Consider the following 18,943-nt stretch of genomic DNA (forward strand, 5'->3'; position numbering starts at 1 on the left):
CGTGACGCAGCCCCGGCTGTCAATAGAACGCAACCATAAGGAAAATAAGGAAATAGCGCGGTAAAAGGATTCAGCCGGCGCGCAGGCCGGGCTGGATCCGACGCAGAAAAAAATCAGGCGGGATTCGGGATATCGATAAAGGTCACATCAAAACCGTGGTGCTGAGCCAGCCATTCCCCCAGCGCTTTCACGCCGCCGCGCTCGGTTGCGTGGTGGCCGGCGGCAAAGAAATGCACGCCCATTTCGCGCGCGCTGTGAATGGTCTGCTCAGACACTTCACCGCTGATGAAAGCATCGACGCCGAAGCGCGCCGCGCTGTCGATAAAGCCCTGGCCGCCGCCGGTGCACCAGGCCACTCGGCGAATATGCTCAGGCGCGTTATCGCCGCAGTGCAGCACCGCGCGCCCCAGCCGGCTTTCGATGCGCTGTTGCAGCGCTTCGCCGGTCAGCGGCTGTTCGAATTCCCCGTGCGGCACCAGCGGCTCGACGTCGCCAATCACCCGAATGCCCAGCGCCTGCGCCAGCTGCGCGTTGTTGCCCAGCACCGGATGCGCGTCCAGCGGCAAGTGGTAGCCGTACAGATTGATGTCGTGGGTCAACAGCGTTTTCAGGCGGTTGCGCTTCATGCCGCGCACCGCCGGCGCCTCGTTTTTCCAGAAATAGCCGTGATGCACGATGATCGCGTCGGCCTGATGCGCCAACGCGGCGTCCAACAGCGCCTGACAGGCGGTGACGCCGGTCACGATGCGCTGCACGTGCGGGCGCCCTTCCACCTGCAATCCATTGGGGGCATAGTCCTGAAACGCCGCGGCATTCAGTTCCGTGTTGATCAGTTGTTCCAGATCGAGGTTACGCATTCTCTTCTCTCTTCATAGTCAAAATGTCTGCCGATCGCCCTGCGCCATCAGGATGAATTTCACCCCCAGATCGTTGCCCTGCGCCAGCTGCTGCGCAATGGCGGCGCGCGCGTCTTCGCCCTGCTTCAGGCTCGGCTTGATGTGGCTGATCACCACCGGCAGACCGTTCAGCGAGCCTTCGCCGCCGCTGTACTGCGTCAGGTTCTTCAGCTCCTTCAGCAGCCAGGCCGGCGTCAGATGGCCGTATAGATGTTTGTCCTCCACCCCGTTGGGGTAAGAGGTTTCGATAATCATGCCCTTGAGCTTTTTCTGCTCGACAAGCGGCCCCAGCACGCGCCACACGGTATCGAGATCGCGCGACTGCTCCACCTTGTCCGGCCCGGTATCGCCGAAGTAGGCGAAGAACTCGTTGCCGTTGGAAATCAGCAGCATTGACGACGGGTAGCGATCGTGGCTGAGCGGGTACATCACGCCGGTCAACCCGGTCAGGCCGAGGGTAAAGCGCTGCTGCGGCCGCACCGTTTGCAGCCGGTAGGTGCCCAGCCGCGAGCCGTTGCCGGCGTCGGTAAAGTTCGGCCAGGCCTTCCAGTTGAAGTAATGGTTGCGCAGGGTCAGCACGGTGTCCGCCTGGGCGTAAACGGTTTTTTTATTATCCTCGGGCGAGCCGACGATCAGCCCCGCCACGTGGTCCAGATGGCCGTGGCTGATGAAATAGCCGCCGATCAACTGCCGGAACACATAGCCCTGCGGCGTGTAAGGCGCAGCCAGCTCGGGGGTCACCTGCGGGAAACTGCCCTTCTCCAGCCCTTTGGCGATGCCCGGCAGCAGCGAGCCGGCGTCCAGCGCCACATACTGCGGCTGATTATCGCTGCGGATCAGATAAGAGGTCAGGTTGCCGTCGCTGACGCCGCCGTCGACGCCCAGCGCCACCACGTCAAAGCCGGCGATCGCCAGCGCAGAATAGCCGCTCAGGCACAGGGCCAGCACCTTTTTCATCATTACGTCGCTCCTTGCAGTTGCCTCAAGACTCTCCCCGTTTCGCCGCCTCGAACGCCGCCAACGTCTCCACGCGGGCTTGTTTGTGATCGACGATCGGCAGCGGGTAGTTCAGCGTACGGCGCTGCTTTTCCGCCCAGCGGTGGGGGTAATGGATGTCATTGTCGGGCACATCCGCCAGTTCCGGCAACCATTTACGGATGAAAGTGCCTTGTGGATCAAAACGTTCACCCTGAGTGGTCGGGTTAAAGATGCGGAAATACGGCGCGGCGTCGGTGCCGGTGGAGGCCGCCCACTGCCAGCCGCCGTTATTGGCCGCCAGATCCCCGTCCAGCAGTTGCGACATGAAATAGCGCTCCCCGGCGCGCCAGTCGATCAGCAGATCCTTCACCAGAAAACTGGCGCTGATCATGCGCAGCCGGTTGTGCATCCAGCCGGTAGCGTTCAGTTGGCGCATGGCGGCATCGACGATCGGATAGCCGGTTTCGCCCCGCTGCCAGGCCTGCAGCTTCGCCGCGTCAGCGCTCCAGCGCACCTTGTCCGTCCAGGCGATAAAGGGACGATGGCGGCACAGCTCGGGGTAGGCCACCAGCAGGTGGCGATAGAACTCGCGCCAAATCAGCTCGTTCAGCCAGGCGAAAGCGCCGCTCTCGCGATCTTCCAGCAGCTGCGGGCATTCGGCGCGCAGGCGGTTAAAACACTGGCGCGGCGACAGCACGCCGATCGCCAGATAGGGCGACAGGCTGCTGGTGCCGGCGATGGCGGGCAGATCGCGCTGCCGAAGGTAATCTTGCACCTGCTCACGACAAAAGGCGCGCAGCCGCTGCAGCGCGGCCTCCTCGCCGGCGGGATAATCATCCCCGATGTCCGCCGCGGGATAATCGAACGCCGCCGGCGCTTCAGGCGCAGGCAACGCGCCATCGGCACGGATCTTCGGCGCCGGCAGGCAGCTCACGTCGGACTCAGTCAGGCGCTGAATGAAGGCGTTGCGAAACGGCGTATAAACCTTGTACATCTCGCCGCCGCCGGTTAGCACGCTGCCCGGCGGCAACAGCAGGCTGTCATCAAAACCGTGGCACGTTACCCGTCCATTCAACTGCTGCTCCAGCCGCGCATCGCGTCGCCGTTCATTCAGTTCGTACTGGCGGTTGTAAAACAGTGCGTCCACCTGCTCTCGCCGGCAATACTCCGCCAGCCAGTCGATCGACGCGGCAAAGTCCGTGCCGGCATGGCAATGCAGCGCAATGCCCTTTTGCGCCAGCGCCTGCTGTACCGCCCGCAGGCTGGCGTGGATCAGCGCCGCCTGCCGCGGCGCCATCTCATGTTCCCGCCACTGCTGCGGGGTGGCGATAAACACCGCCAGCACCCGGGCTTTGGGATCGCTGCAGGCAGCGTGCAGCGCTTTGTTGTCGGTGATACGCAGATCGTTACGCAACCAGACCAGATGCGTGGTCATAAAATTCCCTTGTCAATCAATGGCCGTAACGCAAACGCAGCGCCTCCGGATAAGGTTCGAAATAGCGTTGTTCCGCCAGATAACTGTCGGGGTATTCCGCCATGTAATGCTTAAGCAAGGCGATCGGCGCCAGCAGCGGCTGCATGCCCTGCCGGTAGCGGTCGATCAGGTGCGCCAGCTCCTGGCGCTGCGCCGCGCTGAGCTGGCGGCGGAAGTAACCCTGCACGTGCATCAGCACGTTGGTATGGTTGCGGCGCGTCGCCTTGTGCGCCAACAGCGCCATCAGGCGGCTGCGGTACTCCACGGCGAAGTCTTCCAGCGAGTCCCAGCGATGAATGTCGGCGACGAAACGCCCCAGTTCGCGGTACGCCGGCTGCGAATGCGCCAGCAGCGACAGCTTGTAGCGGCTGTGAAACGCGATCAGCCCGCCGCGGGTCAGCCCCTGACGCCACAGCATGTTCAACTCATACAGCGCGTACACTCGCTCGATAAAGTTTTCCCGCAGCGCCGCATCCTGCAAACGCCCATCCTCTTCCACCGGCAGCCACGGCATCTGGCGCAGCAGCTCGGCGGTAAACAGCCCGACGCCGTTTTTACGCGAGTCCTTGCCGTTCTCGCTGTAGACCCGCACCCGTTCCAGGCCGCAGCTCGGCGACTTGGCGCAGACGATATAGCCGCACAGGTGCTGCAACGCGGCCACGCGCTGCGCGGAGAAACTGCGCATCTCCTCGGTCAGATCCACGCCGGCGTCGTTGCTGTAGCGCATCGCCGGCCACGGCTGCGCCTGTTTCACCAGGCGCAGCGCCGGGCGCGGCGTGGGCAGGCCGATCGCCATTTCCGGGCATACGGGCTCAAAGCGCACATAGGGCGCCAACTGTTCCACCGCGAAGGCCAGCCGCTTGTGGCCACCGTCGAAACGCACCGCGTCGCCCAGTAAACAGGCGCTGATGCCGATAGGGATCTTGTCACTCATACCGTTCTCTCGTGGTGTTGGTCGATGGGGAAAGTGTAGAAGAATGGCTTGCCAAATACGACCTTGCGCTTGACGGCATCGGGCTTGGGGCATAAAAAAACCCCCGCCGCAGGGCGAGGGTTGTTCGTGAGTCGGCAGTGACTCAGTAGAAGTCGCAGGACGCCAGTTCCGCCTGCTGCAGCCAGACCGGCTTATCGCTGGTTTTTGACCAGACGCGGTGCAGGTAGCTGTAAAAACGCCCGCGATCGCTGCGGAACAGCATCACCGGCAGGGCCAAAATGCCCGCGATCACCACTGCGCTGCGGCGCAGGAGAATCCGATGCAGTGAATAAGCGTGATAGGTCGTAGACATGCGAACCTCCTTAAAAACGCCTGCCGTTGATTTGTCAGGGAAAACGGCGTGGGCGTATCAAATGAACAATCGGTAATTTGGTAACTGGACAAAATTTTAGCGCACTTGATGAAAGTTTACTACTCATCCGACCACTAAATCGCACAAAAAATCGCTAATCACCGCGGCGATTCGTAATTTTGTTACAGCTAAGTTAATTTTTAACTTAACATTGGTTACGTTGTGGTTATTATCCGGTTCCTGCTGCCACGCCTCTGCCCTTGCTTATTCACTCATCAGGCGCAATCTCGCCGCCAACCTGCTGGTTGAAATGCTCAATTTTCGCTGAAATTTCAGCCATTTTTATACTTTTTTTACACCCGCCTGCGCGATTTTTTCATCTTCTTTCTACCCCGCTCCCTACACTGCCTCTATCAAAAACAACACCTCTGGAGGTGTCCCGTGAGTTTCAGCGTTATTGGTGGTGCGCTGTTGGTTCTGCTGCTGTTGGCCTATCTGGTCTACGCCCTGTTTAACGCGGAGGATTTCTGATGGCGGCTTCAGCCTTTTTACTGATCGCCAGTTTCCTGCTGGTGCTTCTGCTGCTGGCCCGGCCGCTGGGCGGTTTTATGGCGCGCCTGATCGAAGGTGAGCCGCTGCCTGCGCTACGCGCAGTGGAAGCCGGCGTCTGGCGCGCCTGCGGCATCCGCCCCACCGAGATGAATTGGTGGCAGTATGCGCTGGCGATCCTGGCGTTTAACCTGCTCGGCCTGGCGCTGCTGTTTGCCCTGCTGATGGCGCAGGGCTCGCTGCCGCTCAACCCGCAAGGCTTCCCTGGCCTCTCCTGGGATCTGGCGCTCAACACCGCCGTCAGCTTCGTCACCAACACCAACTGGCAAGCCTACAGCGGTGAAAGCGCCCTCAGCTATTTCAGCCAGATGGCCGGGCTGGCGGTGCAGAACTTCGTTTCCGCCTCCACCGGCATCGCCGTGGCCTTTGCGCTGATCCGCGCCTTTACCCGCCGCGCCGGCAAGACCGTCGGCAACGCCTGGGCCGATCTGTTCCGCATCACGCTGTATGTGCTGCTGCCGATCGCGCTGCTGATCGCCCTGTTCTTCGTCAGCCAGGGCACGCTGCAAAACTTCCTGCCTTACCTGCACGTCACCACGCTCGAAGGCGCGCAGCAGACGCTGCCGATGGGGCCGGTCGCCTCGCAGGAAGCGATCAAGATGCTCGGCACCAACGGCGGGGGGTTCTTCGGCGCCAACTCGGCGCACCCGTTCGAAAACCCGACCGTGCTGACCAACTTCGTGCAGATGCTGGCCATCTTCCTGATCCCTTGCGCGCTGTGCTTCTCTTTCGGACAACTGGCCGGTGAAAACCGTCAGGGCCACGCGCTGATCTGGGCGATGGCGCTGATCTTCGTGGTGGCGGTGGTGGTGGTGATGTACGCCGAGCTGGCGGGCAACCCGCACCTGAGCGCGCTGGGCGCTGACAGCAACATCAATATGGAAGGCAAAGAGTCGCGCTTCGGCATTCTCGCCACCAGCCTGTTCTCGGTGGTGACCACCGCCGCGTCCTGCGGGGCGGTCAACGCCATGCACGACTCCTTCACCGCGCTGGGCGGCATGGTGCCGATGTGGCTGATGCAGATCGGTGAAGTGGTATTCGGCGGCGTCGGCTCCGGCCTGTACGGCATGCTGCTGTTCGTGCTGCTGACGGTGTTTATCGCCGGTCTGATGATCGGCCGCACCCCGGAATATCTGGGCAAAAAAATCGACGTTTACGACATGAAGATGACCGCGCTGGCGATCCTGGTCACGCCGACGCTGGTGTTGCTGGGCAGCGCGCTGGCCATCGGCACCGACGCGGGCCGCGCCGGCATCCTCAACCCGGGCGCCCACGGCTTCAGCGAAGTGCTGTATGCCCTGTCCTCCGCCGCCAACAACAACGGCAGCGCCTTCGCCGGGTTGAGCGTCAATACGCCGTTCTACAACCTGCTGCTGGCCTTCGCCATGTTCGTCGGCCGCTTCGGGGTGATCCTGCCGGTGCTGGCGATCGCCGGTTCGCTGAGCGCCAAGCCACGCCAGCCGGCGGGCAACGGCACCCTGCCGAGCTATGGGCCGCTGTTTATCGGCCTGCTGATCGGCACCGTGCTGCTGGTGGGCGCGCTGACCTTCGTGCCGGCGCTGGCGCTGGGCCCGGTGGCCGAGCATTTGCAACTTTGGTTGGCAAACTAACAGACGTCACAGAGAGAGAATAAGAGATGACTCGCAAACAACGCGCGCTGTTTGAACCGGCTCTGGTGCGCACCGCGCTGATCGATGCGGTGAAAAAACTGGACCCTCGCGTTCAATGGCGCAACCCGGTGATGTTCGTGGTGTATATCGGCAGCCTGCTGACCACCGCCATCTGGCTGGCGATCCTCGCCGGCCAAACCGACGGCGCCGCCGCCTTTACCGGCAGCGTCTCCCTGTGGTTGTGGTTCACCGTGCTGTTCGCCAACTTCGCCGAGGCGCTGGCCGAAGGCCGCAGCAAGGCCCAGGCGGAAAGCCTGAAAGGCACCAAGAAAACCAGCTGGGCGAAAAAACTGGCCGGCCCGCGCCGCGACGGCGCCACGGAGAAAGTGGCCGCCGAGAGCCTGCGCAAAGGCGATATCGTGCTGGTGGAAGCCGGCGACACCATTCCGTGCGACGGCGAAGTGCTGGAGGGCGGCGCCTCGGTGGATGAAAGCGCCATCACCGGGGAATCCGCCCCGGTGATCCGCGAATCCGGCGGGGACTTCTCCTCGGTCACCGGCGGCACCCGCGTGCTGTCCGACTGGCTGGTGGTGCAGTGCAGCGTCAACCCGGGGGAAACCTTCCTCGATCGCATGATCGCCATGGTGGAAGGCGCCAAACGCCGCAAAACGCCGAACGAAATCGCGCTGACCATCCTGCTGGTGGCGCTGACCATCGTGTTCGTGTTGGCTACCGCCACCCTGTTCCCGTTCTCGCAATACAGCGTCGAGGCGGCCGGCAGCGGCAGCGTGGTCACCATCACCGTGCTGGTCGCGCTGCTGGTTTGCCTGATCCCCACCACCATCGGCGGTCTGCTGTCCGCCATCGGCGTGGCCGGGATGAGCCGCATGCTCGGCGCCAACGTAATCGCCACCAGCGGCCGCGCGGTGGAAGCCGCCGGCGACGTGGACGTGCTGCTGCTGGATAAAACCGGCACCATCACGCTGGGCAACCGTCAGGCTTCGGAGTTCCTGCCGGCGCCGGGCGTGAAAGAACAAGAGCTGGCGGACGCCGCGCAGCTGGCTTCGCTGGCGGACGAAACGCCGGAAGGCCGCAGCATCGTGGTGCTGGCCAAACAGCGCTTTAACCTGCGCGAGCGCGATCTGCAGGCGCTGAACGCCACCTTCGTGCCCTTCTCCGCCCAGACCCGCATGAGCGGCGTCAACGTGCAGGAGCGCATGATCCGTAAAGGCGCGGTGGACGCCATTCGCCGTCACGTCGAAACCAATCAGGGGCACTTCCCGCGGGCGGTGGACGATCTGGTGGAAAGCGTGGCGCGCACCGGCGGCACGCCGCTGGTGGTGGCGGAAGGCGCACGGGTGCTAGGCGTGGTGGCGTTGAAGGATATCGTCAAGGGCGGCATCAAAGAGCGCTTCAATGAGCTGCGCAAGATGGGCATCAAAACGGTGATGATCACCGGCGATAACCCGCTGACCGCGGCGGCGATCGCCGCCGAAGCCGGGGTGGACGACTTCCTGTCGGAAGCCACGCCGGAAGCCAAGCTGGCGCTGATCCGCCAGTATCAGGCGGAAGGCCGTCTGGTGGCGATGACCGGCGACGGCACCAACGACGCCCCGGCGCTGGCGCAGGCCGATGTGGCGGTGGCGATGAACTCCGGCACCCAGGCCGCCAAAGAGGCGGGCAACATGGTCGATCTGGATTCCAACCCGACCAAGCTGATCGAAGTGGTGCATATCGGCAAACAGATGCTGATGACGCGCGGCTCGCTGACCACCTTCAGCATCGCCAACGACGTGGCCAAGTACTTCGCCATCATTCCGGCGGCGTTCGCGGCCACCTATCCGCAGCTGAACGCGCTGAACGTGATGCACCTGCACTCCCCCGCCTCCGCCATCATGTCGGCGGTGATCTTCAACGCCCTGGTGATCGTGTTTCTGATCCCGCTGGCGCTGAAAGGGGTGAGCTACAAGCCGATGAGCGCCGCGGCTCTGCTGCGCCGCAACCTGTGGCTGTACGGGGTCGGCGGTCTGCTGGTGCCGTTCGTCGGCATCAAACTGATCGACCTGATCCTGGTCGCGCTGCACGTCGCCGGTTAACCATTGAGGGAAAAGAACATGACGTATTTACGACCTGCGCTGGTGATGTTGATCCTGCTGACGCTGATCACCGGCATCGCCTATCCGCTGCTGACCACCGGGCTGGCGCAGCTGCTGTTTTCGGGCGCGGCCAACGGTTCGCTGCTGTACCAGGGCGACAAGGCGGTCGGCTCCGCGCTGATCGGCCAGAACTTCACGCGCGCCGACTATTTCTGGGGCCGCCCGTCGGCGACCGGCGATTCAGCCTATAATCCACAGGCCTCCGCCGGCAGCAACCTGGCGGCCACCAACCCGGCGCTGGATAAGGTTATCGCCGAACGCGCGGCGCAGCTGCGCCAGGCCAATCCGGCCATGAGCGGCCCGATCCCGGTGGATCTGCTGACCGCCTCCGGCAGCGGGCTGGATCCGCAGATCTCGACCGCTGCGGCGCGTTATCAGCTGGCGCGGGTCGCGGCGGCGCGTCATCTGCCGCCGGAACAGGTTGCCAAACTGATCGAAGACAACACCGATCGGGCCACGCCCAACTTCATGGGTGAATCGGTGGTCAACGTGCTGAAGCTGAACCTGGCGCTGGATGCGTTGAAGTAACGCGCCGTATTCAGCATAGTGATAGGGTTCGGCATGCCGAACCCCTTTTTGCTTGGTAACACAAGGAATTGTCATGGTCGAAGAAGAACAGCAGCGTCCCGATCCCGATAGCCTGCTGGCGCTGGCCAATGAAAAACCGCGCGGCCGGTTGAAGGTATTCTTCGGCGCCTGCGCCGGCGTGGGCAAAACCTACGCCATGCTGCAGGAGGCCCAGCGTTTGCGCGCCCAGGGGCTGGATGTGCTGGTCGGCGTGGTGGAAACCCACGGCCGCAGCGAGACCGCCGCCCTGCTCGACGGCCTGGCGCTGTTGCCGCAAAAGCGCATCCAGCATCGTGGGCGACTGGTGCATGAATTCGATCTCGACGCCGCGTTGGCGCGCCATCCGGCGCTGATCCTGATGGACGAACTGGCGCACAGCAACGCCCACGGTTCGCGCCACCCCAAACGCTGGCAGGATGTGGAAGAGCTGCTGGACGCCGGCATCGACGTGCTGACTACCGTCAACGTGCAACATTTGGAAAGTCTGAACGACGTGGTGGGCGGCGTGACCGGCGTGCGGGTGCGCGAAACGGTGCCCGACCACGTGTTTGACGAGGCCAGCGAAGTGGTGCTGGTCGATCTGCCGCCGGACGATCTGCGCCGACGGCTGCACGAAGGCAAAGTGTATATTCCCGGTCAGGCCGAGCGCGCCATCGAGCATTTTTTCCGTAAAGGCAACCTGATCGCCCTGCGCGAGTTGGCGCTGCGCCGCACCGCCGATCGGGTCGATGACCAGATGCGCGAGTTTCGCGACACCCAGGGGCGCGAGAAAGTGTGGCACACCCGCGACAGCATTCTGCTGTGCGTCGGCCACAACAGCGGCAACGAAAAGCTGGTGCGCATCGCCGCCCGGCTGGCGGCGCGGCTCGGCTGCCACTGGCATGCGGTTTACGTGGAAACCCCCAAGCTGCACCGGCTGCCGGAAAACCAGCGCCGCGCCATTCTGCGCGCGCTGCGGCTGGCGCAGGAGCTGGGCGCCGAAACCGCCACCTTGGCCGATCCGTCCGAAGAGCGCGCAGTGCTGCGCTACGCCCGCGAACATAACCTCGGCAAAATCATCATCGGCCGCCGCAGCGAGCAGCGCTGGAAGCTGCGTGGCAGTTTTGCCGATCGCCTCGGCCGGCTGGGCCCGGATCTCGATCTGGTGATCGTCGCGCTGGACAGCGACGCCGCGCAGCCGCCGCCGGGCAAGGAGCACGACGGCCGCAGCTTCAATGAGAAATGGCGCATGCAGCTGCGCGGCTGCGCGGTGGCGGTGGCGCTGTGCGCGCTGATCACCCTGCTCTCGCAGTGGCTGCTGCCGGGCTTCGATCAGGCCAACCTGGTGATGGTCTACCTGCTCGGCGTGGCGATCGTCGCGCTGTTCTTCGGCCGCTGGCCATCGGTGCTGGCGGCGGTGATCAACGTCGCCAGTTTCGATCTGTTCTTCGTTCAGCCCGAATGGTCGTTCGCCGTCAGCGATATGCAGTATCTGCTGACCTTCGGCGTGATGCTCGCCGTCGGCATCATCATCGGCAACCTGACCGCCGGGGTGCGTTATCAGGCCCGGGTGGCGCGCTATCGCGAGCAGCGGGCGCGCCATCTGTACGAAATGTCACGCGGGCTGAGCCGCGCGCTGACCGTGGCCGACATCGCCAACACCAGCCGTCATTTCCTCTCCAGCAGCTTCCAGGCGAAAACCGTGCTGCTGCTGCCGCAGGAAGACGGCCGGCTGCAGCAAATGATCGGCGAGGAAGGCGGGCTGCTGTCGGTAGACGAAGCCATCGCGCGCTGGAGTTTCGATAAAGGCTTGCCGGCCGGCGCCGGCACCGACACCCTGCCCGGGGTGCCTTACCAACTGCTGCCGCTCAATACCCCCAAACAGACCTTCGGCCTGTTGGCGATCGAACCCAACAACCTGCGCCAGCTGATGGTGCCGGAACAACAGCGGTTGCTGCAAACCTTCGCAGTGCTGATCGCCAGCGCGCTGGAACGGCTGCACCTGGCGCGCAGCGCCGAAGAAGCCAAGCTGGACGCCGAACGCGAACAGCTGCGCAACTCGCTGCTGGCGGCACTGTCGCACGATCTGCGCACCCCGCTGACCGTGTTGTTCGGCCAGGCGGAAATTCTCACGCTGGACCTGGCGGCCGAAGGCTCCAATCACGCCACCCAGGCCAGCCAGATCCGCCAGCAGGTGCTGAGTACCACCCGGCTGGTGAACAACCTGCTGGATATGGCGCGCATCCAGTCCGGCGGTTTCAGCCTGCGTAAAGAGTGGCAGTCGCTGGAAGAGATCGTCGGCGCTTCGCTGCACATGCTGGAGCCGCTGCTCAGCCAGCATCCAATCGAGGTCGAGCTGCCGCCGGAACAGATCCTGGTCAACTGCGACGGCAGCCTGCTGGAACGGGTGTTCACCAACCTGTTGGAAAACGCCAATAAATACGCCGGCGCCGAGGCCACCATCGGCATTCGCGCCCGCACGCTGCCCGAGTGGCTGGAAGTCGAGGTCTGGGATAACGGCCCCGGCATCCCCGCCGATCAGCTGCAGCTGATTTTCGACAAGTTTTCACGCGGCAATAAAGAGTCGGCGATCCCCGGCGTCGGCTTGGGGTTAGCGATTTGTCGTGCCATTATTGAAGTGCATGACGGCCGCATCTGGGCGGAAAACGGCGCCAACGGCGGCGCCAGCTTCCGCTTCGTGCTGCCGCTGGAAAAACCGCCCGAGATCGACGGCGACGCCTTCGATCTGTAATCAACGCAGGGGAAACGTGAGCATAACGCCAACCAACATTCTGATTGTTGAAGATGAAAAAGAGATCCGCCGCTTCGTGCGCACCGCGCTGGAGAGCGAAGGCCTGCGGGTGTTTGAAAGTGAAACGCTGCAGCGGGGGCTGATTGAGGCCGGCACGCGCAAACCGGATCTGATCATCCTGGATTTGGGGTTGCCGGATGGCGACGGGCTGAGCTACATCCGCGATCTGCGGCAGTGGAGCGCCATTCCGGTGATCGTGTTGTCGGCGCGCAACGCCGAAGAGGACAAGATCGCCGCGCTGGACGCCGGCGCCGACGACTACCTCAGCAAGCCGTTCGGCATCGGTGAGTTGCTGGCGCGGGTGCGGGTCGCGCTGCGTCGCCACTCAGCTAGCCAACAGGAAAGTCCGCTGGTGAGCTTTTCGGCGATTACCGTCGATCTGGTGAATCGCCGGGTGCTGCGCAACGACGAAGACCTGCATCTGACGCCGATCGAGTTTCGTCTGTTGGCGGAGCTGCTGGCCAACGCCGGCAAGGTGATCACCCAACGCCAGCTGTTGAGCCACGTCTGGGGGCCGAACTACGTGGAGCACAGCCACTATCTGCGCATCTACATGGGCCATTTGCGGCAGAAGCTCGAAGCCGATCCGGCCCGGCCCAAACACCTGCTGACCGAAACCGGCGTCGGCTATCGCTTCATGCCTTAACCCCGGAGGGCGCGGTTTGCCGCGCCTTTACGCCGCCGGGCCCTTCTTCAATCCGACCATAAATTCCTTAAACGCCTCGCGCAGCGGAGCGAACACCGGGTGTTTGCGGTTTTCGATCATCACTTCGGAGAACAGCTTCAACCCCACGGCGAAGGCCGCGCTCTGCTCGGGGCCGAAGTTCAGATCGTCACGCGCCCGAATGCGCTCGACGATCTCGAGAATATCGTCGTGGTTGCTCACTTCAAAACTCAGCGGCGCTTTCTCGACGGGATTGCCCTGGCGATCGCTCAGGGCTTCAACGGTAATGTTAAAACGGTGGCCGTGCATCAGTTCTTCTCCTGTTGCGAAGGTTGAATCTGCATTTCGCTTTCGATCGCCGCCACGGCGGTCAGCAACGCGGCGTTGATGCGCTCCACCTGCTGCGGCGTAAGATCGGCGCGCATCACGTTGCCGCGCAGCAGGCTGCGCAGACGGTTCATGGCGTCGTAGATGCCTTCCGCCAGGTTGCCGTGCCGATGACGCTCGCGGCCGGCGCCCGCCAGACGCGCCAGAATGACCTCAACCACCTGTTGATGCTTTTGCAGCTCGCCCTCGCCCGCCGCGGTGATGCGGTAGCTTTTGCGGCCGTTGCCGGTGGTGAGCGGTTCGAGGAAATCCTGCTCTTCCAGCAGCGTCAGCGTGGGGTAAATCACCCCCGGGCTCGGCACGTACAGGCCGGATGACGCTTCCTCGATCGCCTTGATCAATTCGTACCCGTGGCTGGGCTTGCGCGCCACCAGCGCCAGCAGCACCAGGCGCAGATCGCCGTGTTCGAACAGACGATGACGCCCGCCCCGGCCGCCGCGCCCACCCCGGCCGTGCTCTTCGCCTTCGCCGCCGAAGTGATGGCGCCCGCCGCGATGACGACGACCCTCTTCGCATTCATGGTGATGATGATGCCGGTGTAAGCCTAATCGATGAAACATAAGGTGAGACCTCGCTTTAGTAGGGAACATCAATACGAGGTTGTTTAGATATATCTAAACAGCATCGATAGCGCTAATCTAGATCGATATATCTAAATGCGCAAGCGCGTGCCGTGAAAAAGATATATCTAAATAGCGCCCATAAAAAAAGCGCTGTAAAAACAGCGCTTTTTATCAATCAAGAAAAGTGATTACTTGGCGGAAGCCAGCACTTCGCTGACGATCTCGACCGCTTCGTGCTCAATCTTCTCGCGGTGCTCCGCCCCGAGGAAGCTCTCGCAGTAGATCTTGTAAGCCTCTTCGGTGCCGGAAGGACGAGCCGCGAACCAACCGTTGTCGGTCATCACTTTCAGGCCGCCGATCGACGCGCCGTTGCCCGGCGCTGCGGTCAGACGTGCGGTGATCGGGTCCCCGCCCAGCGTACTGGCCTTGACCATCTCCGGCGACAGCTTGGACAGCGCCGCTTTCTGCGCATGGGTTGCCGGCGCTTGGATGCGGTTGTAGCTTGGCGCACCGAAACGCTTGGCCAGATCGTCATAATGATGCTGCGGGTTCTCACCGGTTACCGCGGTGATTTCAGCCGCCAGCAGGCACATGATGATGCCGTCTTTGTCGGTCGACCACGGCTGGCCGTTGAAGCGCAGGAACGAGGCCCCGGCGCTCTCTTCGCCGCCAAAGCCCAGGCTGCCGTCGAACAGACCGTCCACGAACCACTTGAAGCCGACCGGCACTTCCACCAGCTTGCGGCCCAGATCGGCCACCACGCGATCGATCATCGCGCTGGACACCAGCGTTTTACCTACCGCAACATCGGCGCCCCACTGCGGGCGATGCTGGAACAGGTAGTTGATGGCTACCGCCAGATAGTGGTTCGGGTTCATCAGACCCTTCGGCGTGACGATGCCGTGGCGGTCGTAATCCGGATCGTTGGCGAACGCCAAATCGAATTTGTCGCGCAGCGCCAGCAGGCCGGCCATCGCCGACTCCGACGAGCAGTCCATGCGGATGATGCCGTCGTGATCCAGGTGCATAAAGCGGAACGTCTGATCGATGGAATCGTTCACCAGCGTCAGATCCAGCTTGTAGTGTTCCGCCACCCGCTGCCAATAGGCGATGCCGGAACCGCCGAGCGGATCCACGCCCAGCTTCAGGCCGGCGCGTTGGATGGCCGGCATGTCGACCACCTCCACCAGCCCTTCGACGTAAGGCTGCACCAGATCTTTGGCGTGCAGGTGGCCGCTGTTCCAGGCCTTGTCCAGCGACTGACGCTGCACGCCTTTCAGCTGCTGCGCCAGCAGTTCGTTGGCGCGCTTTTCGATCACCGACGTCAGGTTGGTGTCAGCCGGGCCGCCGTTCGGCGGATTGTATTTGATGCCGCCGTCTTCCGGCGGATTGTGGGACGGCGTAATGACGATGCCGTCGGCCTGCGCGCCGCCGCGGCGGTTGTGGCACAAAATGGCGTGCGATACCGCCGGCGTTGGCGTGAAGCCGTTGTTTTCCTGCACGATCACATCGACGCCGTTGGCGGTCAGCACTTCCAGCACGGAAATAAAGGCCGGCTCGGACAGTGCATGGGTGTCTTTGCCCACGTAGCACGGGCCGGTAGTGCCTTGCTGATGACGAACTTCGGCGATCGCCTGAGCGATGGCGAGAATGTGCGCTTCGTTGAAGCTGTGGCGCTGCGCGCTGCCGCGGTGGCCGGAGGTGCCAAACTTCACCGCATGTGCGGCATTGCCGGCTTCCGGTTGCAGCACATAGTACTGCGACGTCAGCTGGGCTACGTTGATCAGATCGCTTTGGCGGGCGGGCTGCCCGGCACGTGGATTATTCGCCATCGACATATCTCCCTCATCCCTGTCGGTGACCGGGCAAATACGTCGCGCACGGCCATCATGACGGGCTGTTCGCTAAATTAAACGGTACCGCAAACTTTCTCGATCAGTTCCGCCGGGAACTGCATCGCCTGCATGATGTGTTCGATCATGCTGCGTTTGCGGCCGGTATTGGTATTGGTGATCACCCAGTAAGGGGTGCCCGGCACATGCTTCGGCTTGGTATGCGTGCCGTTGGCCAGCAGGGTCTGCTGATCGCCGGCGAAATAGGTGCGGGTACGGCCGGTCAACGCCTCGGTGGCGGCGGCAAAACCGGCGGCATCGAGGGTGTACAGCGTGGACAGCACCAGCATGAAACGGTTGACCGCTTTGTTCTGCTCGGCGTATTCATCCGACAGCAGCAGTTCACGCACGGCGCGTACGCGATCGCGCGGGCGCTGAACCGGTGCCGCTTTTTCCGCTTCGACGGACGGCGACGCACTGGCGGCAGGCAACGCGCGCACCGGCTGACCGGCGGTGAATTTCAACATGCGGCGTAAAATATCGGACGCGCTTTCACCGATGTGTTGCGTGTGGCTGGCAATATAACGGTAAAGCTCTTCGTCGACTTCAATAGTTTTCATCTTTATCCAATACTGTTTTTTCTACTTAGAACCTGAAGCCAGATCCTGCATTCAAGCCATGGGATTATAAGGTTAAAAGCGCTGGGGCGAACACAATAATGTGCCTCCGGACGGCAAATGCAGACTAATACCTATAGCCGGCACTGCCAAGCCCGCGCCGCGAAAATTCCGCATGATTCATCGTGCGATTCAATCATGATACCCTAATCTGAATCTCTCTCAGTATGAACTTCGCCATGAAATTACATTATCAACTGCTGGCCGCCGAGTCAGACGCGCTGCCGGTGCTGCTGATCCACGGGCTGTTCGGCAATCTGGACAACCTGGGCGTGCTGGCGCGCGATCTGCATCAGCGTCACAGCGTAATTAAGGTCGATCTGCGCAACCACGGCCTCTCCCCGCGCGCCGACGAGATGAACTACCCCGCGATGGCGCAGGATCTGCTGGAGCTGCTCGACGAACTGCGGCTTGAGAAAGCGATCGTCATCGGCCATTCGATGGGCGGCAAAGCGGCGATGGCGCTGACCGCCATCGCGCCCGAGCGCGTCGCCAAGCTGATCGTCATCGACGTCGCGCCGGTGAATTACCAGACCCGACGTCACGACGAGATTTTCGCCGCCCTGAAGGCCGTCAGCGCCGCCGGCATCACCCAGCGCCAGGCCGCCGCCCAGCTGATGCGCGATTACCTGCAGGAAGAAGGCGTGATCCAGTTCCTGCTGAAGTCCTTCCATAACGGCGAATGGCGCTTCAACCTGCCGGTGCTGATTGAGCGCTATGATGACATCACCGGCTGGCAGGACGTGCCGGCCTGGCCGCACCCGACCCTGTTCATTCGCGGCGGCCTGTCGCCGTACGTGCAGGACAGCTACCGTGCGGACATCGCCCGCCAGTTCCCGCAGGCCCGCGCGCACGTTGTTGCCGGCACCGGCCATTGGGTGCACGCCGAAAAACCGGAGGCGGTGCTGCGTGCCATCCACCGTTTCCTCGACGAAGCCTGAAAAATACGCTCACCTGGCGAAAAAACGCGCTAAAGATAACGGCTTAGCGCGTTTAGCCCGCAGTTAGGCATTGTCGCCGCTCCATCTGCTGGGGTAATATGGCGCGCTATAATTTTGCCGCCGCGCCAGCGCGTTCGCGAACGCCGGGTCGGGGGTGAATTTGGGTTAGGGTTTATTGGCCCGAAGTGTGTTAACCGATGCCTCCGGAAGCGTGCGAGCGCTTTTTGATGCAAACTCCCTTGCAGTACCGCTACCTATGGCAAAAGAACAAACGGATCGCACGACGCTGGATCTGTTCGCAGATGAACGCCGTCCGGGGCGCCCGAAAACCAACCCGCTTTCCCGCGATGAACAGCTTAGAATCAATAAGCGCAATCAGTTACGGCGCGATAAAGTGCGTGGATTGCGGCGCGTAGAGCTGAAAATCAACGCGGATGCGGTGGACGCCCTGAACAAACTGGCGGAACAGCGCAACATCAGCCGCAGCGAACTCATCGAGCAGATGCTGTTGGCGCAACTGGCGGAAGAACAGCCGGAACATTGATCTCTTCGGCCGCACGCGCGGCGCGGCGTTAAGGACAACGCCGGATCGGCACGCTTTTCTTCATCTCCGGCATCGCATAAATGCGATAAAACCCCGGCGCCACTTTCTGGCATGATACGCATTTACCGGTAAGAGACTGCGCCTGTCGGCGCCCCGTCCCCCGCGGCGAACGGCTCTTGCCATGGCATCATTTTAATCGGCGTCAGCGGCGGCAGTGCTGGCATCGAGTAATGCAATTACTTGAATTTAAAGGTTATACGCGATATGGCTACTGTAGGCATTTTCTTTGGCAGCGACACTGGCAATACCGAAAACATTGCCAAAATGATCCAGAAAATTCTCCAGAAACAGTTTGGCGACGACGTCTCTGAAGTGCATGACATCGCTAAAAGCAGCAAAGAAGACCTGGAAGGGTTCGATATCCTGCTGCTGGGCATCCCGACCTGGTACTACGGTGAAGCGCAGTGTGACTGGGACGATTTCTTCCCGACGCTGGAAGAAGTCGATTTCAACGGCAAACTGGTGGCGCTGTTCGGCTGCGGCGACCAGGAAGACTACGCGGAATATTTCTGTGACGCGATGGGCACCATCCGCGACATCATCGAACCGCGCGGCGCGGCCATCGTGGGCCACTGGCCGACCAAAGGCTACCACTTCGAAGCCTCCAAAGGCCTGGCGGACGACAACCACTTCATCGGTCTGGCGATCGACGAAGACCGTCAGCCGGAGCTGACCAACGAGCGTGTCGACGCCTGGGTCAAACAGATCGTCGAAGAGCTGAGCCTGGCCGATATCGTCGGCTAAACGCCGGGACTGGCGAAAGGTTGAACAAAGGCCCTGTAAAGTGCATAGTGTGCCGACAGGGCCGTCATCGGCAACAGGGATTGCTGCGATAGAAGCTACAGATTTGTAACTTCCCACCCCGTCACGGTAGACTGAGATATCGGTTTATCCCATCCATCAAGGCG

At 62.2% G+C, this 18,943-nt stretch carries 18 protein-coding genes; 9 read left to right on the forward strand and 9 right to left on the reverse strand.

Annotated features, from left to right (window positions below; genetic code table 11):
• Window positions 1–113 precede the first annotated feature (113 nt).
• The 5 genes from ACSBQV_RS09175 to ACSBQV_RS09195 all read right to left on the reverse strand — a co-directional run bounded on the left by ACSBQV_RS09175 (window position 114) and on the right by ACSBQV_RS09195 (window position 4,634).
• Window positions 114–857, reverse strand: a complete 744-nt coding sequence (locus tag ACSBQV_RS09175) for a type 2 GTP cyclohydrolase I (protein ID WP_099785368.1) — start codon at window positions 855–857, stop codon at window positions 114–116.
• Between the two features lie 18 nt (window positions 858–875).
• The gene (locus ACSBQV_RS09180; RefSeq protein ID WP_033642189.1) at window positions 876–1,856 is read right to left on the reverse strand and encodes an MBL fold metallo-hydrolase; all 981 of its coding nucleotides are present in this window, start codon (window positions 1,854–1,856) and stop codon (window positions 876–878) included.
• 22 nt (window positions 1,857–1,878) lie between these two features.
• On the reverse strand, window positions 1,879–3,309 hold the full coding sequence (gene phrB, locus ACSBQV_RS09185) for a deoxyribodipyrimidine photo-lyase (RefSeq protein WP_099785370.1): 1,431 nt from the start codon (window positions 3,307–3,309) through the stop codon (window positions 1,879–1,881).
• A 16-nt stretch (window positions 3,310–3,325) separates the two neighbouring features.
• Window positions 3,326–4,282, reverse strand: coding sequence for a YbgA family protein (locus ACSBQV_RS09190; protein ID WP_033651168.1), 957 nt, complete (start codon window positions 4,280–4,282; stop codon window positions 3,326–3,328).
• A gap of 142 nt (window positions 4,283–4,424) precedes the next feature.
• Complete coding sequence (locus ACSBQV_RS09195) at window positions 4,425–4,634, reverse strand: YbfA family protein (protein ID WP_004939916.1); 210 nt, start codon at window positions 4,632–4,634, stop codon at window positions 4,425–4,427.
• Between the two features lie 441 nt (window positions 4,635–5,075).
• On the opposite strand from ACSBQV_RS09195, the gene ACSBQV_RS09200 reads away from it, so the two are divergent.
• From ACSBQV_RS09200 to kdpE, 6 genes are all read left to right on the forward strand, one after another.
• The gene (locus ACSBQV_RS09200) at window positions 5,076–5,165 is read left to right on the forward strand and encodes a K(+)-transporting ATPase subunit F (RefSeq protein ID WP_016928742.1); all 90 of its coding nucleotides are present in this window, start codon (window positions 5,076–5,078) and stop codon (window positions 5,163–5,165) included.
• Window positions 5,165–6,853, forward strand: a complete 1,689-nt coding sequence (gene kdpA, locus ACSBQV_RS09205; RefSeq protein WP_099785372.1) for a potassium-transporting ATPase subunit KdpA — start codon at window positions 5,165–5,167, stop codon at window positions 6,851–6,853. Before ACSBQV_RS09200 ends, kdpA begins: the two co-directional genes overlap by 1 nt.
• 26 nt (window positions 6,854–6,879) lie before the next feature.
• Window positions 6,880–8,949 (forward strand): potassium-transporting ATPase subunit KdpB, encoded by a 2,070-nt coding sequence (kdpB, locus tag ACSBQV_RS09210; RefSeq protein ID WP_033642184.1) that lies wholly within the window; start codon window positions 6,880–6,882, stop codon window positions 8,947–8,949.
• An 18-nt stretch (window positions 8,950–8,967) separates the two neighbouring features.
• Complete coding sequence (kdpC, locus tag ACSBQV_RS09215) at window positions 8,968–9,537, forward strand: potassium-transporting ATPase subunit KdpC (protein ID WP_099785374.1); 570 nt, start codon at window positions 8,968–8,970, stop codon at window positions 9,535–9,537.
• A gap of 73 nt (window positions 9,538–9,610) precedes the next feature.
• Window positions 9,611–12,307 carry a two-component system sensor histidine kinase KdpD gene (kdpD, locus tag ACSBQV_RS09220; RefSeq protein ID WP_033633919.1) on the forward strand — a complete coding sequence of 899 codons (2,697 nt, stop codon included), beginning with the start codon at window positions 9,611–9,613 and terminating at the stop codon, window positions 12,305–12,307.
• Window positions 12,308–12,323: 16 nt separating this feature from the next.
• On the forward strand, window positions 12,324–13,013 hold the full coding sequence (gene kdpE / locus ACSBQV_RS09225; RefSeq protein WP_033637458.1) for a two-component system response regulator KdpE: 690 nt from the start codon (window positions 12,324–12,326) through the stop codon (window positions 13,011–13,013).
• Between the two features lie 27 nt (window positions 13,014–13,040).
• On the opposite strand, the gene ACSBQV_RS09230 is transcribed toward kdpE, so the two are convergent.
• The 4 genes from ACSBQV_RS09230 to seqA form a co-directional block, all read right to left on the reverse strand.
• Window positions 13,041–13,340, reverse strand: a complete 300-nt coding sequence (locus ACSBQV_RS09230) for a DUF3861 domain-containing protein (RefSeq protein WP_099785376.1) — start codon at window positions 13,338–13,340, stop codon at window positions 13,041–13,043.
• Window positions 13,340–13,978 (reverse strand): PadR family transcriptional regulator, encoded by a 639-nt coding sequence (locus tag ACSBQV_RS09235; protein WP_033642180.1) that lies wholly within the window; start codon window positions 13,976–13,978, stop codon window positions 13,340–13,342. The genes ACSBQV_RS09230 and ACSBQV_RS09235 overlap by 1 nt, the downstream gene beginning before the upstream one ends.
• A gap of 191 nt (window positions 13,979–14,169) precedes the next feature.
• Window positions 14,170–15,813, reverse strand: coding sequence for a phosphoglucomutase (alpha-D-glucose-1,6-bisphosphate-dependent) (gene pgm / locus ACSBQV_RS09240; RefSeq protein WP_033638690.1), 1,644 nt, complete (start codon window positions 15,811–15,813; stop codon window positions 14,170–14,172).
• A 77-nt stretch (window positions 15,814–15,890) separates the two neighbouring features.
• Window positions 15,891–16,433, reverse strand: coding sequence for a replication initiation negative regulator SeqA (gene seqA / locus ACSBQV_RS09245; protein ID WP_033651164.1), 543 nt, complete (start codon window positions 16,431–16,433; stop codon window positions 15,891–15,893).
• Between the two features lie 224 nt (window positions 16,434–16,657).
• Here seqA and ybfF point away from each other — a divergent pair, with 224 nt between their 5' ends.
• The 3 genes from ybfF (at window position 16,658) to fldA (ending at window position 18,779) form a co-directional block, all read left to right on the forward strand.
• A complete protein-coding gene (ybfF, locus tag ACSBQV_RS09250) occupies window positions 16,658–17,431 on the forward strand; it encodes an esterase (protein ID WP_080273370.1) in 774 nt (257 codons plus the stop codon).
• Window positions 17,432–17,687: 256 nt separating this feature from the next.
• Entirely contained in the window at window positions 17,688–17,975 is a 288-nt protein-coding gene (ybfE, locus tag ACSBQV_RS09255) for a LexA regulated protein (protein WP_004939936.1), read from the forward strand.
• Between the two features lie 264 nt (window positions 17,976–18,239).
• Window positions 18,240–18,779, forward strand: coding sequence for a flavodoxin FldA (gene fldA / locus ACSBQV_RS09260; protein ID WP_004939938.1), 540 nt, complete (start codon window positions 18,240–18,242; stop codon window positions 18,777–18,779).
• Window positions 18,780–18,943: the final 164 nt, after the last annotated feature.

Origin of the sequence: Serratia sp. B501 (genome assembly GCF_051172315.1) — a bacterium.
In the GTDB taxonomy this organism is placed as follows: Bacteria; Pseudomonadota; Gammaproteobacteria; order Enterobacterales; family Enterobacteriaceae; genus Serratia; species Serratia ureilytica.

What these genes read in the sequence shown, in the direction of transcription:
- ACSBQV_RS09175 (WP_099785368.1), bottom strand. Translation starts at nt 857, where the DNA reads ATGCGTAACCTCGATCTGGAACAACTGATCAACACGGAACTGAATGCC.
- ACSBQV_RS09180 (WP_033642189.1), bottom strand. Translation starts at nt 1,856, where the DNA reads ATGATGAAAAAGGTGCTGGCCCTGTGCCTGAGCGGCTATTCTGCGCTG.
- phrB (WP_099785370.1), bottom strand. Translation starts at nt 3,309, where the DNA reads ATGACCACGCATCTGGTCTGGTTGCGTAACGATCTGCGTATCACCGAC.
- ACSBQV_RS09190 (WP_033651168.1), bottom strand. Translation starts at nt 4,282, where the DNA reads ATGAGTGACAAGATCCCTATCGGCATCAGCGCCTGTTTACTGGGCGAC.
- ACSBQV_RS09195 (WP_004939916.1), bottom strand. Translation starts at nt 4,634, where the DNA reads ATGTCTACGACCTATCACGCTTATTCACTGCATCGGATTCTCCTGCGC.
- kdpA (WP_099785372.1), top strand. Translation starts at nt 5,165, where the DNA reads ATGGCGGCTTCAGCCTTTTTACTGATCGCCAGTTTCCTGCTGGTGCTT.
- kdpB (WP_033642184.1), top strand. Translation starts at nt 6,880, where the DNA reads ATGACTCGCAAACAACGCGCGCTGTTTGAACCGGCTCTGGTGCGCACC.
- kdpC (WP_099785374.1), top strand. Translation starts at nt 8,968, where the DNA reads ATGACGTATTTACGACCTGCGCTGGTGATGTTGATCCTGCTGACGCTG.
- kdpD (WP_033633919.1), top strand. Translation starts at nt 9,611, where the DNA reads ATGGTCGAAGAAGAACAGCAGCGTCCCGATCCCGATAGCCTGCTGGCG.
- ACSBQV_RS09230 (WP_099785376.1), bottom strand. Translation starts at nt 13,340, where the DNA reads ATGCACGGCCACCGTTTTAACATTACCGTTGAAGCCCTGAGCGATCGC.
- ACSBQV_RS09235 (WP_033642180.1), bottom strand. Translation starts at nt 13,978, where the DNA reads ATGTTTCATCGATTAGGCTTACACCGGCATCATCATCACCATGAATGC.
- pgm (WP_033638690.1), bottom strand. Translation starts at nt 15,813, where the DNA reads ATGGCGAATAATCCACGTGCCGGGCAGCCCGCCCGCCAAAGCGATCTG.
- seqA (WP_033651164.1), bottom strand. Translation starts at nt 16,433, where the DNA reads ATGAAAACTATTGAAGTCGACGAAGAGCTTTACCGTTATATTGCCAGC.
- ybfF (WP_080273370.1), top strand. Translation starts at nt 16,658, where the DNA reads ATGAACTTCGCCATGAAATTACATTATCAACTGCTGGCCGCCGAGTCA.
- ybfE (WP_004939936.1), top strand. Translation starts at nt 17,688, where the DNA reads ATGGCAAAAGAACAAACGGATCGCACGACGCTGGATCTGTTCGCAGAT.
- fldA (WP_004939938.1), top strand. Translation starts at nt 18,240, where the DNA reads ATGGCTACTGTAGGCATTTTCTTTGGCAGCGACACTGGCAATACCGAA.